This window comes from Cardinium endosymbiont of Nabis limbatus (genome assembly GCF_965196625.1).
Lineage (GTDB): Bacteria > Bacteroidota > Bacteroidia > Cytophagales > Amoebophilaceae > Cardinium.
On record NZ_OZ239769.1, the window covers coordinates 522692 to 536631 of the forward strand.

The following is a 13940-nucleotide window of genomic DNA, read 5'->3' on the forward strand; positions in this document are numbered from 1 at the left end:
TTATAATCTGTTTGAGTTATCTTCAGGTAAAATCGTTTGCGTTAAAAAATAATTATGCAGCAGCTTCGCCTTGGACGGCCCAACTACTGCATCTAATGCTGCCAAAGAACTCGTTTGAATCGTTTTAGGACTACCCAGCCGTTTGAACAGTTTATCTAATGTTTTGGGGCCAATACCTGGAATATCCTTCCAAGGCGTGTGAAATGCGCTTTTACTACGTTGTTTTCTATGAAAGGTAATCGCAAAACGATGGGCTTCATTTCTTAACTGTTGGAGCAATTTAAGTGAAGAAGATTGTTTATTCAAATACAAAGGGAAGGGATCATTGGGAAAGTAGAGTTCCTCTAATCGTTTGGCTATACTGATAATGGCTACTCTTCCGTAGATGCCTAATTCCTCTAGTGCCCGTAATGCCGCATTGAGTTGTCCTTTTCCACCGTCTATTACAATTAAATGAGGCAATGCTTCTTGCGTGTTTGCAAGCGGTCTACTATAACGTCGCTTTATGATTTCATACATAGAGGCAAAATCATCTGGCCCTTCTACCGTTTTAATATGATAGTGCCGGTAATCTTTTTTAGAGGGTTTGCCATCCTTAAAACAAACCATAGCAGCTACTGGATGCGCGCCTTGAATATTAGAATTATCAAAACATTCTATCCAATAAGGCACATCTTTTAACTTTAAATCATGTTGCAATTTTACAAGCGTTAAATTGGGGTTTTCATGAAAATTAGATTTTTTATATAAAAAATCTTTTTTACACAATAAGGCATTTTGCAGGGCCAGATCTACTAATTTCCGTTTATCACCAATTTTAGGCATGGTGATAGCAAAGGGGCCTATCGTTAGGCTAAGTGGCAGATTCACCAACACTTCTGGCGCATTACTATTGCTGCAAGAACGGAGCGCACAGACCAGTAAAGGGACTAGATCAGTGACTTCTTCTTCCAACTTTTTAGTGAGCACACGGTGTTGGGTAAAAGAAATAGCGCCTTGCTTAATATGTAAATACCCTACAAAGGCATGCTGTTCATCTGAAATGATGGCTACTACATCTAAATCGCCCACTAGTGGATTGATCACTAAAGATTTCGATTGGTATTGATCCAATACCATTAGCTTTTCTTTAAAGCGTTGTGCTTGTTTATAATCTAGCCGCTGCGCAGCCGCTAACATCTCTTCCTTAAATATTTTTTTTAAAATCGTAAAATTATTTTTAAGCAAGGCCTCTATCTGATCGATCTCTTTTTGATAGTGTATTTCATCTTGAAGCGCTTGGCAAGGCCCCTTACAATGGCCCAAATGATAGTCCAAACAGACTTTAAACTTATTGTTGGCAATATTTACCTGCGAGAGGTTGTAATTACAGGTACGGAAAGTAAACAATTTTTTGATGACCTCTAAGGTTTGCTTAATAGCGTAAGCGCTGGTAAAGGGGCCATAGTATTTTCCCAAAGGAGGGACGGTCTTACGGGTGATGATGACCTTAGGGAATCGATCATTTGTAATACATAAATAGGGATAGGTTTTGCCATCTTTAAGCAAGATATTATACCTTGGCTGCAGCGCTTTGATCAAGTTGTTTTCTAAAAGCAGTGCCTCATATTCGGAATGTAGCGCAGTATAGGCAATAGAGACAATTTGCGTAATCATACGCGCTGTTTTTAGGTTATGTACTTTACTGGCCGCAAAGTAATCACCTACCCTTTTTTTTATATTTTTGGCCTTTCCTACATAAATTACCTCTTCTTTTTGGTTATAGAATAGATAAATACCGGGCAATGTCGGCAGGTGTTGTATCTCACTAGGGGTATAGCGTGGTGTTTCCATAATTGATCACAAACCTTGACTTCTATGACAAGGGTCTTATACTTTTAACTTGCATATATAAATTATATTTTGTAAGATCTGACTTTATTCAGTTGGCCTTATATTTAATAGCATGACCCTTAGCTTAAAGTCTTACCTAAGCTAGGTGTTCATAAAAGCTAACGTTACTATTTAGGGCCACTGCCCATATAAAGATAAATCAGTTATGACAAGTAAAAAATTTGTTGCATGCATTTTGTTTATGTTGGCTGGATGCAATCATCTAACCCAGTACCACAATGATACACCTGATAATCACATATCAGATACGCACCCACAGGGTGAAGCCACTCCTAATGGAAATTATGTTAAGAATCATAAAGCTATTCTGTCACAGCATTGTGTTGAATTTGCTGATTTACTCAATAATCATTGGCAGGTGTTTGAATCTCCTACTACTGGCCCTAGTGGAGCGGAAGCGCAAACAGTTACGGGTCTAGCTGATATCGCTATCCTAAGTCTTGACAGTCTTTATAAGGTGTTTGCTTACGTTCTTAATCCTAGCCTTGATAAGATCAATTTACCTGCTGCTGAGGACATCCATGATATTGCCGCTAGAATTGGCTTTACCCTGACTCCTGAGTTTAATAGGATTTGTTTGGCACTTCGCGAGCGTAACAATTGGACCCTTGAAGTGGTTACCCAACTTGGTAAGGCTTATGCCATTTGTGCTTTTTATAGCGCGCATCGTGCTTATGCTATGCATCGTTCGCCTACTATTACTAATAAGGCGCTTAATAAGGCGCTCAACGCTGCTGCCATTGCTGCTATTGCTACACAACTTACTGCTACTTTTATTGATGAGACCTGTGGTAATGCTATGAATACGCTTATTAACGCTCAGGCCGTTCATCATATTACGCAGCTTGCTGTTTCTGCAGGCATTCAGCTCACGTCTGCTGCTATAACTACTACTATTTTTGCTGCTTATTCTGCTGCTGATCGCATCACGCGTGCTGCCCCTGATCCTGCTGTGTTTAATCGTACGCACATTAGGGCGATGATTGATACTTACAGAGGAGCCCTTGGTAATAGGAATACTCTGTATGAGCTTTGTACCGCAGTTCGTAGTATTCCTTCTTATGAACTTGACCGTCCTCTTGCTGAAATTGCGCTTGCTGCGCATAGCGCTAGGGTCGCTTACAGTTCCTAAATATTATCTGAATCAGCCAAAAAATTTTGTATCTATTCACGCAATTGTGTCAACTTAAGAAGAATATTTTATTGACTATCAACATAAAATATCATACTTATTGCATTCGCCTCAATGGCGTGAAGTTAAAGCGCTAATGGCCGCCGATAAAGGAATTTGGCGCTTTTAGTAAAACGGTAGTCTTTGGACGAACGCTTTTTCAGCGGGAAAATCAGAACTAGCCCGCTATGCGGGCTTCAGACAAAACTGATTTTCTGATCCGCTGAAAAAGCGTTCGTTGCATTATTTTTACTGTGTGCCAAATTCATTTATCGAGGGCCATTAGCGTATGTGTTCATAACATTGATAAAAAAGTAACCAAAAAATCAAGCGCTGATGGAAAAAGCTGCTGAAAGCACAACTTTTTCCAAGGTGCGTTTTTCCTATTTTTAGGACATTTTATTTAAAATATAGTGGCCGCCGATGCGGAACTTAATCAAAAATAATATAAAGACCTTTCAAGTTTGATCCCTACCTTTCATAGAAAGAAAAATAGCAATTTCTAGTGTTGTATTCATTATTTATTTTCCTTTTTATCTTTCAACCAGATCTAATTCATCCATCAAAGCCGTTACACGTGCGCCTTGCACAACCGAACGGTCTACCATAAACTTTAAATTGGGTACCTTATGCATTTTACCCGCTACCCTTTTGCCTAATAGCCTTTTAATGGTATTTTTATGACTCTCAAGTTTTTGTAACAATATTTTCTGTTCATTATGCGTAGAAAAACTTATATAAACCTTTGCCAGACTCAAATCACTGCTTAAGTCAACTGCGGTAACCGAGGTGAGCGCATTGCCTAACCAGCTAGGCCCCTCTGTTAAGAAGAGCATGGCTAACTCTTTTTGTACCATCTTAGCGATTTGCGCTATTTTCATATCAATAGTAACCCGTATCATCCTTTTATCCAAGTAATGCAGCAACCATTTTCATCAATGGATCCACTTGTAACGATGCGCTACCGACAAGGCCGCCAGCTACATGAGGCGCATCAAATATCGCTTTTGCATTTTGTGGGTTGCAACTTCCACCATATAGAATGGGCACCCTTTCCGTACCATATTGGGTCGATACCATTTGCCTGATAAAGGTGTGCATTTCTGTAATTGCTTCTATACTAGCCACTTGTCCAGTACCAATCGCCCAAACAGGCTCGTAAGCAATGGCTAATTTTTCTATTTCCTGGGTAGTAAGGCCAGATAAACTTTCTTCTAACTGTTGCTGAACCATTGTCTTATGGCTACCATGCCTACGTGCTTCTAAGCTTTCGCCACAACAAAAAAAAGGTTGCATGCCACTTGCTAGTACCCTTTTGATTTTTTTAGCTAAAAGTAGATGATCTTCTTTTTGGTAGATTCTGCGTTCACTATGCCCAATCAGCACGCCACTTACCCCTATAGATGCCAACATAGCAGCAGAGACTTCTCCGGTAAAAGCACCTTCTGCCGCATGGTGACAATTTTGGGCCACTAGCGAAAGAGGCCTAATAGATTCATGGCCATCTATTAATGCTGCTATAGCCGGTAAATGCACAAAAGAGGGTGCAATACATAGCGCCAATTGAGACGGATCAACCGCCTCCAATTGAGGCAATAAGGCTTGCATAAAAGCAGTTGCCTCTTGCACGGTTTTGTGCATTTTCCAATTAGCGATTAGATATTTTTTTTGCATCTGTGTTCTATTAGGTTAGATATAAAACCCTTTTAAGTGCCGCTACTGTTTTGGCGACATTGGGTAAAACAGTCTCTATTAAAGTAGGGGCATAAGGCAGCGGCACATCCAAATTATTAACCTTTTGAATAGGCGCATCCAAATAGTCAAAAGCATGTTTTTGGACCTGGTAAGTTATTTCAGAGGCAATCGAAGCCAATGGCCAAGCCTCTTCTACTACTACCAAACGATTGGTTTTTTTTACCGATTGAATAATCGTAGAAAGATCTAGCGGACGAATGGTACGCAAATCAATGAGTTCTACTGAAATATCTTGTTCTTGCATGGCTTGCACCGCTTCATGGGCCACCTTCATCATTTTACCAAAAGAAACCAAGGTGACATCTTTGCCCTCTTGTACCAGATGGGCTTTGCCGATTGGCAGCAAATAGGTTGCTTCTGGGACCTCTCCCAAATCACCATACATTAATTCCGATTCCATAAATATTACAGGATCGTCATCTCTAATGGCACTTTTAAGCAATCCTTTTGCATCATAAGGGTTAGAAGGCACTACTACTTTTAGTCCTGGGCAATTGGCATACCAATTTTCAAAGTTTTGAGAATGTTGGGCACCCAACATACCCGCATTACCCGTTGGCCCTCTGAATACAATCGGCACATGGTATTGTCCACCAGACATGGCATACATTTTAGCCGCTCCGTTTACAATTTGATCTATGGCTACTAGGGAAAAATTAAAGGTCATAAACTCTATAATGGGACGCAATCCATTCATAGCCGCACCTACACCTAGCCCCGTAAAACCTGCCTCACTAATTGGCGTATCTATAACCCTTTTGGCGCCAAAAAGTGCCAACATACCTTGGCTGACCTTGTAGGCACCATTGTAGGCAGCTACTTCCTCACCCATTAAAAAGATCATTTCGTCTTGTTGCATTTCCTCGATCATTGCTTCCCGCAATGCTTCTCTAAATTGTATGGTCCGCATTTTATTTAATTTAAAAATAGGTTTTATTCAAAGATAGGGCAGATCAAGAAAAAATAACCTATAATAGGTTAGACTTCTTTCGAAATACACTTATGCTAAGGAATTTGTAGGAGAGAGGGCGTGCAAAACCGGATCGTACTAAATGTACGTGAGGATTTGCGCACCGGATCCGACGCGCAAATTACCAGCAGAAGTAGCACTTTAGACTTCATTTTGAGCTGAGATAATCCTTTAAAGCACTTCTAATCTCTTGAGCAGAAAGATTGTTTTCCATTGTGCCCTTTCTAGCTATGGATATTTGTCCAGATTCCTCTGAAACGATTAAAACCAATGCATCTATTATTTCGGTAAGCCCAACCGCTGCTTTATGACGCAATCCAAAACGCGCAGCAATATTTTGATTCTCGGTTATAGGTAAAATACACCTTGCTGCTACGATTTTATTGCTGTGAATAATCACTGCACCATCGTGTAATGGGCTATATTTATTAAATATAGCAATCAACAATCGGGCAGAAACTACTGCATTTAGCAAATCGCCAGATTCTTCGTAGTAGCGCAGGTCTACATCTTTGGTAAAAACGATCAGCGCACCTGTATTGCTCCCCCCTAGTGTTTGAACTGCTTTTACGACTGGTGTTACATCCACCTCACTTTTTTTACGTGCCAACCAAGGAATAAGTTGCACAATTATTGCTTTACTACCCCCTAGGCTTTGGCCGATGCTAAACAAAAAGTGGCGAATTTCCCTTTGGAAAAGAATAATCGGAATAATTGGACTGATAAATATGCTCAAAATAGATTTTAGCAGCTTTAGATGCAATGCCTGCACCACCCAGTAAAAAAGATATACGATCAAAAAACCCCAGATGCTCTTTACAGCGATACTGCCCTTAACCAGGGTATATACCCAATAGACTAAAAAACCAACCAGTATAACATCAACGAAAAGTGTAAAACTAATGTCCCAGCGCTCAAGATACAATAGGTTAAATGGCATGGATTAAATAGTTTTTAGGTTTACAATCAAAATCATTTATAATAAAGGAGTACAAAAATCTGTAAGCTAGTATGATCAGCAAGGTATTTTGGATTAATTTTGTGTTAAAAAAACGATTTTGTTGGCAAAAAAACAAATTTAAAAATCACTAAAAGTATATTCATGATAGATGATACAACCATACTGTACATCTTTTTTATTTTTAATATTGATCATCATTTCATAATACATATAATTACTTTTTTCTATATGGCTGAACAGAATGGTGTATGCACAGGAGAAAGTTTTAGTCGCCGTTGTCCCAAAAAAACAGCCTCATTTATGGTTAAAAAGTGCAGTAATTTTACTATATTGTTGCAGAATATTTAGTAGCCTTGCAAAGCTACTGGGCGGGTCTGTGCCTGTGGTCTAAAAAGTGAAGCCATTCAAAAAATCATAGAAGCAGTAAAATTAAAAAATTACTTTTCCAATGCTTAAAAATTTTATATCCTTCCAAAAAACCTGGTTGATACCAATTGTTACCACCTATACAACAGTAGGTAGCTGTGAATGTGTCAAGAAAAATAAAACTATCCCCTCAGAAAAATTATCTGGTACTGCTCCGCCTACTACTCCAGTAGATAAGCGTAAATCAGAGGGTTTGCATGCTTCTACAGATAGTATTGCTTCACAAGCTAGTAATTCCTCAGGGGATAGTGGATATACTTCTTCGGGGGCTTCTAGTGGTAGTTCTTATTCAGAGGAGCCGCCTGTAGCTACCGATCCTCGCCCTTTTGCGGGGCTTGCAAATTTAGGAAGTACTTGCTATATGAATGCAGTACTGCAGGTTATTGCAGCTTTATATGAAGATGAAGCAAAAGGTCGTTGTCTAGACGACTTGATCACTAAGATCAACTCTCCGGGTAAGCCATTAAGTGAGGACTATATAAGAAAGTATATAGAACGCTTCCCACAAGCTACGAAAGATTTCGTAAACTTAGGAGAGCAACAAGACTCTGATGAGTTTATCGAACATATCAAAGACCATTTTTTATGCTTAGGTAACGATGCAAATATATACCCTATTACTTGTACTGAGACTTTATTCTTAAAAAGAAAAAGTGATAATCAATATGATATTTACAGGTATGATAAGGAACCTTTAGAATCCCACATGTTATATATAGGTATAAAGAAAGGCTATAACCTTAGCCAAATGATTCGACACCATCAAGAACAAGTGTTAAAGGGAGATGTGAGTGTAGAGATAGATTGGAATAAGCCATCCCTTTGCAAAGATGTAGATACACTCCCTCCTTTTGTACAACAAAATCAAGCGCAGATAGCTCCTGTTGTAGGATACCATTGGAGAGGGGTTCCAAGAGATTGCATCAAGCAAACAGTGCTTCGCCTACCTGATAAGTTGTACATAAAATTAGATAGAAACGTTAATGAATCTAAAATAACTGACTCAGTTGATGGGACAATGAAGATTACCATTCAACCAGACCCTAATAAGCAGAATGGGGCGGATACATTTGATTTAAATGGGTGTATTGAACACCGTGGAGATGGTACCAAAGGTGGCCACTATGTCGCCTATGTAAAACGTGGCGAAAAATGGTATGAAGCAGATGATAAGCAGGTAAAGGAAGTTGGAGCGCCAAAAGCTGGGAAAGCTTATCTATTTTTTTATAAGAAACAAAAAAAATAGTATCTGTTGTTCGTTATTTTTCAACTATCTATTACTTACATCTTAAAAAGGATATGATGAATACCAGTTTCCTGTTATAGCATTACAAAAAAGTCTAAAAAAGAGCGTGTTTGTATCAAAAAAACTTATGTGGTTTTCTATTGCAATGGCTTCAAAATCTATTTTAGATTACTAATTCCAAAAATTATATTAGACACCGTAAATAACGGCGGCATTGGATTGGTTGCTTTTTAATAAAAATTGTCGTAGAATTGCAGTTACACACTTCCAAATGTTGATGTATTCAGTATATGCATTTAATGATCTCCATGTACGCTATATGGGGTGTGAATTCGATCTAGATCCAAGCGATCCAGATCTACTCGGTCGACCACTTATAACGAGATTTGTCTGCAAAAAATTTGCGTTAAAGAGCGGAGATCTTGTGGCATTGGTTTCAGATGGGGTGACCGGTAATGTAGATGATAAAGAAATGATTGAGCATGTCAATCCGGATCCAAAAATAATGGTGAAGGATCTACTAAACATAGCATTGAAGAATAGTAAAGACCTAGATAAAATAAGCCCTTTTGGGAAAGCCTTTTTTAAGGCGTTGGAAGCTGGTGATAGAACGGCGCGTTACATGAAAGATGGATTTACAGCGCGCTATGGAGCAGTTGATGGACACCTTATAGGGGGTAAGCAAGATGATATGGCTATGGTTTTTTATAGGCATCCTTAGTTGTGATTGGGCACTCTATCCTTAAATCTGATTAGCAAATCAGCTTATTTGGGTTTGTAGATCAGATTCTAATTTTCTAGATGTAAGGATACAATTTGGATTATCGGAATCAGATGAACAGAAAGTTATGGTTTGGATTAAAGCTTCTAAACTATTATTTAGTTTGCAAACCGTAATTTTTTACCCACTTTATTGAAATATGTATAAAATTCGTATCCATTTATCCCATTGCGTCAAGTATCGGCGGTCGCAAGCGAGAGGGGCATGTGTGAATAGATACAAAGAAAGCATATTTTTATTAATGGCTTTTTCCTATTCACGCTTTTTGTATATTTTTATGGATTCGGCACTCTTTTGTCTTTAGTGGTCGAAAATAATTTTTTTTATATATTATCCGCAAAACTATTGGTATGGCTATGATTTTTCCTATTTCCCGATTAGGCTATTTTTTTACATTATTTGGTTTGGTGTGGATTACAGCTTATGCCAAAAAGCACCCTACTAGTGCCCGTCCAGGTAAAGTAAGCTTGACGACAGGGCGTGCTTTTAACCAATCAGATACGCTTTCTGTAGTTCCTTCTAAGCAAGCGCCACCTATTCCAGGTATGGTTTATATAGAAGGAGGCTACATGGTCATGGGTAATTTAGTGGAAGATAAGCTGGGTACAGGGGGGTGTGCGACCAAACCGGTTACCGTAACTTCTTTTTACATAGACAAAGCACCTATTACCAATTTGGACTATAGAGAGTATTTATATGATTTGCAAAAGAGCGGTTTGGTAGAAGCATATAAAGCGGCTATACCCAATCACCAGGCTCTTTTAGAGGGCTTTAGCTACAATGATCCCTATTTAGAAAGCTATTTAGATGCGCCTCAGTTTATGTACTACCCTGTTGTGGGAGTGAGTTGGGAGCAAGCTATGCAATATTGTAAGTGGCGTACCAAAAAATTTCAAGAGCTAGAGATTGAAAAATATAGCGCAAAGCGCGCTGTTGAGGGGCATGAAGCGGAACCAACCTCGCTCAATTATCAGGATATACATTCAGAAGTAGCCAATACATCTGTTACATTTACCTTACCTAGTGAAGCACAATGGGAATACGCTGCACGTGCCATAGTTGGTGTAGCTAGTATAGACTATTTACAGCGCCATCAACGTGTTTACCCTTGGGATAGCCCCTCTCCGAGGGGAAAAAATGGCCGATTTTTAGCTAATTTTAAGCGGGGAAAGGGCAATTATAAGGGTATGGCGGGTGAGTCTGACCATGCGGCACCTACTTCTTACGTCTATGCCTATCCTCCAAATGATCTGGGCATCTATGATATGGTCGGTAATGTTTGTTGCTGGGTCAGTGATACCTACGACCCACTTGCCCTACAAAATTCAGGTGACTTAAACCCTGTTGTACGTGGTGCAGCGTTAGGTCATAGTGGTGGCCATCAAGATAAAGCTCCTCGGAATGAAAATAATAAGGTTTACAAGGGTTGTTCTTGGGCAGATTCCGCCTATTTTTTACAAATAGGTACCCGGCGTTATTTGCATAAAGATAGTGCGACCGCTACAATTGGGTTCCGATGTGTGGTTTCTAGCTTAGGCCGCTAATGGCTGTTTTATGCTTCTACTACAGCTATGGTTGCAATGCTGACTTCCGCTGCACCTGCTGCTAAAAGTGCATTGGTGCAAGATGCTAGTGTAGCCCCTGTAGTGAGGATATCATCCACCAGTAGCAGGCGTTTGCCTGATAGTAAAGCTGGTGCTGTTACTTGAAAGGCACCCTCAAGATTGGCGATACGTTCTTTCTTGTTTTTGGTGGTTTGAGAGGGCGTATGGCGGATGCGTTCTATGCATTTTGTATATACCGGAGTTTTTAATGAAACCGAAAGCCCTTTTGCAAAGAAATCGCTTTGGTTATACCCCCGTTCTTTGAACCTTTTGGGGTGCAAAGGAATTGCTACGATGCCATCGATTGTTTCCATGGCCAGCGTTTCACTTAAAATCTGGCCATAGTATTGCCCGAGCATCTCTCCAATTTTGGGTTGGTTTTTATACTTCATGGCAAAGAGTACTTGCGCAAGATGGCTTTTCTTTCTTAACCTGTAAAGCGAAAACCCATAGGCGATATGCGTTTTACCTAAAAAATGGTTGATTACAATGGCGTTGTCTGCTAGCTTATGGGAGTTTGTTTCTGGAAATGAACCGAAACAAATGGTGCAAACCCATTTTTCGCCTTGCACAAGTTTACCGTTGCATCCTACGCATATGGGTGGAAAAAGCAAATCTAGTAGTCCCGCTATAAGTCGTTTCATGGTAAAGCAATCTATATCCTAGTTTTCGAAACTCGCTTTCGAAAGAGGTCTAATGCAAAAAGTTGTTAAACTTTTCTTGTTTCGTGTTGCCAGAAAGCAGAAAAAATTTTAATTTAAAGAAAAAAATAATTGATATAGTTGATAAAGTATTTTTTTTATGCTCGACAGAACCATTCCACCCAAGTTTAAAGAGATTGAAACCATTGATTTTCCATGGACAGAAAGGCATATGCTTCAGAATAAGGTTCCACTTTATCTTTTAAATATTGGCCATCAGCCCATTATAGCGTTAGAATTGATTTTTAAATCTGGTAGTTGCTATGAGTTGCATCCAGGTGCAGCTTACTTTACCGCCGCTATGTTATTAGAGGGTACAGCCACCAAGCATACGCAAGCCATTGCGCAGATTATTGATTATTATGGCGCAACCATTAGTACCTGTGTACAGAGAGATTTTTGCACCATCTCTCTTTCCACGCTTGCTAAGCACCTTGATCCACTGTTAGACTTATTGGTAGAACTACTATTGACCCCTAGTTTTCCCGAAAAGCCACTCCAATTGCTAAAAAATGTAAAAACGCAAGCCATTCAAATGGCCGATAAAAAGAATAATCAGGTAGCCTATAAGCGGTTTTGTACAGCGCTTTTTACAGCAGCACATCCATATGGTAGCCATTTAACCGTACAAGATGTAGCCCACATTCAACGGGACCATTTGTGCCACCATTATGCGCAAACATTCTTTAACGATTGTACGGCTTTTGTCAGTGGCCAAGTCACTCCGGTAGCCTTACAACGCATCAAAGCATCCCTAGCCCATTTGTCCGTTAAAAGCGGCCTGCCAGTAGACCCAATTCCATCTGGTAATCTGCCTGAAAAAATAGATTTAGCCGATGGGTCACATTTGCAGTCCGCCATTGTAATCGGTAAAAAACTATTGGTCAAGCAGGAAGCAGATTTTTTACCCATGGTTGTCGTCAACACCCTATTAGGCGGTTATTTTGGTTCTCGGTTGATGCGGAATATTCGAGAAGACAAAGGCTATACCTATGGCATCTATTCCAATATGGTAGCCTTGCTACAAGCTGGTTACCTGACCATTTCTACAGAAGTAGCCCAAGAAGTGACCAAGCAAACCATCCAAGAAATCTATAAAGAAATAGAAATATTGCAGCATGAGCCCGTTACAGAGGAGGCCTTACAAAATGTTAAAAATTATTTACTAGGCCATTTTTTAACGACCATTAACGATCCTTTTTCCATCATGCAAAAGTTTCAAACCGCCTATCTGCATGGACTCGATCAAAGTTATTATGTGGCATTTTACCATCAGGTTCGCAATATAACCCCTCTAGAAGTTAGAAACTTAGCGCAAAAATACTTATCTTTAGATTCATTTACAGAAGTGGTGGTCCGTTAATGCACCTGTACTTTATATATGTCAGGAGGCTATTTGTAATTGTGGCGCCTCAGCGCTGCGAAAAGGCAGCATGCCATTTTCTTTAAGTGGGTGCCATTACTGGCTCCGTTTTTGTTTAATTTGCATTTGATGCAATAAGAAACTATATTTGAGGCCTTTAGTTTTTTCTATACGGCCCTCAAATTTTTTTGTTGGTTCAACTTTTCTTTAAGAAGCGTGGATTATATCAGTTATAAAACAAAATATGCTAACAAGCAGAGTGTCAGCAAGCAATGGGTTGTTGTTGATGCTTCATCGCAGCCGTTGGGTAGATTGGCAAGTCAGGTTGCATACATCATTCGTGGAAAGCATAAGCCTGATTTTACACCCCATGTAGATGGAGGGGATCATGTGATCGTTTTAAATGCGGGCAAGGTAGCTTTATCAGGTAATAAATGGGTAAAAAAAACCTATACCACTTATTCGGGTTATCCTGGTGGGTTAAAGCGTGCTACACCGCAAGAAGTTCAGGCGACTAGGCCAAAGCGTGTGATCGAGCATGCTGTAAAAGGTATGTTGCCTAAAAATAGATTAGGGAGAAGATTGTTTCACAATTTGCATGTTTGTGAAGGCGCACTTCATCCATATACCGCTCAAAAACCAATTCCAATTACCTTAAAGTACTAATTATTAACGGATGGAAACAGTCAATGCAGTAGGTCGAAGAAAGACCGCCGTAGCTAGGGTATATCTTGTGAAGGGCACAGGAGACATTATAATTAATCACAAGACGCTTTTAGATTATTTCCCAGTAGAAGAAATTAGCTTAATTGTTAAGCAGCCGCTCGAAAAGTTAGCTATAGCCAGTCAATTTAATCTAAAAGTTAACGTTGTTGGTGGGGGATTGCGTGGGCAAGCTGAAGCCATTCGCTTGGGTATTGCTAGGGCACTTTGTAAATTAGACTTAGAAAACAATAGACCTATACTTAAAAAAGAAGGCTTCTTAACCAGGGATGCTAGAGTCGTGGAGCGTAAGAAATATGGCCGTAAAAAGTCAAGAAAGAAATTCCAGTTTACAAAACGTTAGGTC

13 protein-coding genes are annotated in these 13940 nt (G+C 39.6%); 7 read left to right on the forward strand and 6 right to left on the reverse strand.

Annotated features, from left to right (window positions below):
* Nucleotides 1-1833, reverse strand: coding sequence for an excinuclease ABC subunit UvrC (gene uvrC / locus ACOALF_RS02450; protein ID WP_419241848.1), 1833 nt, complete (start codon nucleotides 1831-1833; stop codon nucleotides 1-3).
* A 205-nt stretch (nucleotides 1834-2038) separates the two neighbouring features.
* On the opposite strand from uvrC, the gene ACOALF_RS02455 reads away from it, so the two are divergent.
* Nucleotides 2039-3025 (forward strand): hypothetical protein, encoded by a 987-nt coding sequence (locus ACOALF_RS02455; protein ID WP_419241849.1) that lies wholly within the window; start codon nucleotides 2039-2041, stop codon nucleotides 3023-3025.
* A gap of 572 nt (nucleotides 3026-3597) precedes the next feature.
* Here ACOALF_RS02455 and rbfA read toward each other — a convergent pair.
* The 4 genes from rbfA to ACOALF_RS02475 form a co-directional block, all read right to left on the reverse strand.
* The gene (gene rbfA / locus ACOALF_RS02460; protein ID WP_419241850.1) at nucleotides 3598-3966 is read right to left on the reverse strand and encodes a 30S ribosome-binding factor RbfA; all 369 of its coding nucleotides are present in this window, start codon (nucleotides 3964-3966) and stop codon (nucleotides 3598-3600) included.
* 4 nt (nucleotides 3967-3970) lie between these two features.
* Nucleotides 3971-4738 carry a triose-phosphate isomerase gene (gene tpiA / locus ACOALF_RS02465; RefSeq protein WP_419241851.1) on the reverse strand — a complete coding sequence of 256 codons (768 nt, stop codon included), beginning with the start codon at nucleotides 4736-4738 and terminating at the stop codon, nucleotides 3971-3973.
* A 10-nt stretch (nucleotides 4739-4748) separates the two neighbouring features.
* Entirely contained in the window at nucleotides 4749-5729 is a 981-nt protein-coding gene (locus ACOALF_RS02470; protein WP_419241852.1) for a pyruvate dehydrogenase complex E1 component subunit beta, read from the reverse strand.
* Nucleotides 5730-5937: 208 nt separating this feature from the next.
* Nucleotides 5938-6729 (reverse strand): diadenylate cyclase, encoded by a 792-nt coding sequence (locus ACOALF_RS02475; protein ID WP_419241853.1) that lies wholly within the window; start codon nucleotides 6727-6729, stop codon nucleotides 5938-5940.
* 505 nt (nucleotides 6730-7234) lie between these two features.
* On the opposite strand from ACOALF_RS02475, the gene ACOALF_RS02480 reads away from it, so the two are divergent.
* From ACOALF_RS02480 to ACOALF_RS02490, 3 genes are all read left to right on the forward strand, one after another.
* Nucleotides 7235-8422: a hypothetical protein gene (locus tag ACOALF_RS02480; RefSeq protein WP_419241854.1), complete on the forward strand. Its 1188-nt coding sequence runs from the start codon at nucleotides 7235-7237 to the stop codon at nucleotides 8420-8422.
* A 271-nt stretch (nucleotides 8423-8693) separates the two neighbouring features.
* A complete protein-coding gene (locus ACOALF_RS02485) occupies nucleotides 8694-9143 on the forward strand; it encodes a hypothetical protein (RefSeq protein WP_419241855.1) in 450 nt (149 codons plus the stop codon).
* Nucleotides 9144-9559: 416 nt separating this feature from the next.
* Nucleotides 9560-10747, forward strand: coding sequence for an SUMF1/EgtB/PvdO family nonheme iron enzyme (locus ACOALF_RS02490; RefSeq protein WP_419241856.1), 1188 nt, complete (start codon nucleotides 9560-9562; stop codon nucleotides 10745-10747).
* 8 nt (nucleotides 10748-10755) lie between these two features.
* Here ACOALF_RS02490 and ACOALF_RS02495 read toward each other — a convergent pair whose 3' ends face one another.
* Nucleotides 10756-11451 (reverse strand): ComF family protein, encoded by a 696-nt coding sequence (locus ACOALF_RS02495; RefSeq protein WP_419241857.1) that lies wholly within the window; start codon nucleotides 11449-11451, stop codon nucleotides 10756-10758.
* 157 nt (nucleotides 11452-11608) lie between these two features.
* Here ACOALF_RS02495 and ACOALF_RS02500 point away from each other — a divergent pair, with 157 nt between their 5' ends.
* The 3 genes from ACOALF_RS02500 to rpsI all read left to right on the forward strand — a co-directional run bounded on the left by ACOALF_RS02500 (nucleotide 11609) and on the right by rpsI (nucleotide 13937).
* Complete coding sequence (locus ACOALF_RS02500; protein WP_419241858.1) at nucleotides 11609-12871, forward strand: M16 family metallopeptidase; 1263 nt, start codon at nucleotides 11609-11611, stop codon at nucleotides 12869-12871.
* Between the two features lie 216 nt (nucleotides 12872-13087).
* A complete protein-coding gene (rplM, locus tag ACOALF_RS02505) occupies nucleotides 13088-13537 on the forward strand; it encodes a 50S ribosomal protein L13 (protein WP_419241859.1) in 450 nt (149 codons plus the stop codon).
* A gap of 10 nt (nucleotides 13538-13547) precedes the next feature.
* The gene (gene rpsI, locus ACOALF_RS02510) at nucleotides 13548-13937 is read left to right on the forward strand and encodes a 30S ribosomal protein S9 (RefSeq protein WP_419241860.1); all 390 of its coding nucleotides are present in this window, start codon (nucleotides 13548-13550) and stop codon (nucleotides 13935-13937) included.
* Nucleotides 13938-13940 lie beyond the last annotated feature (3 nt).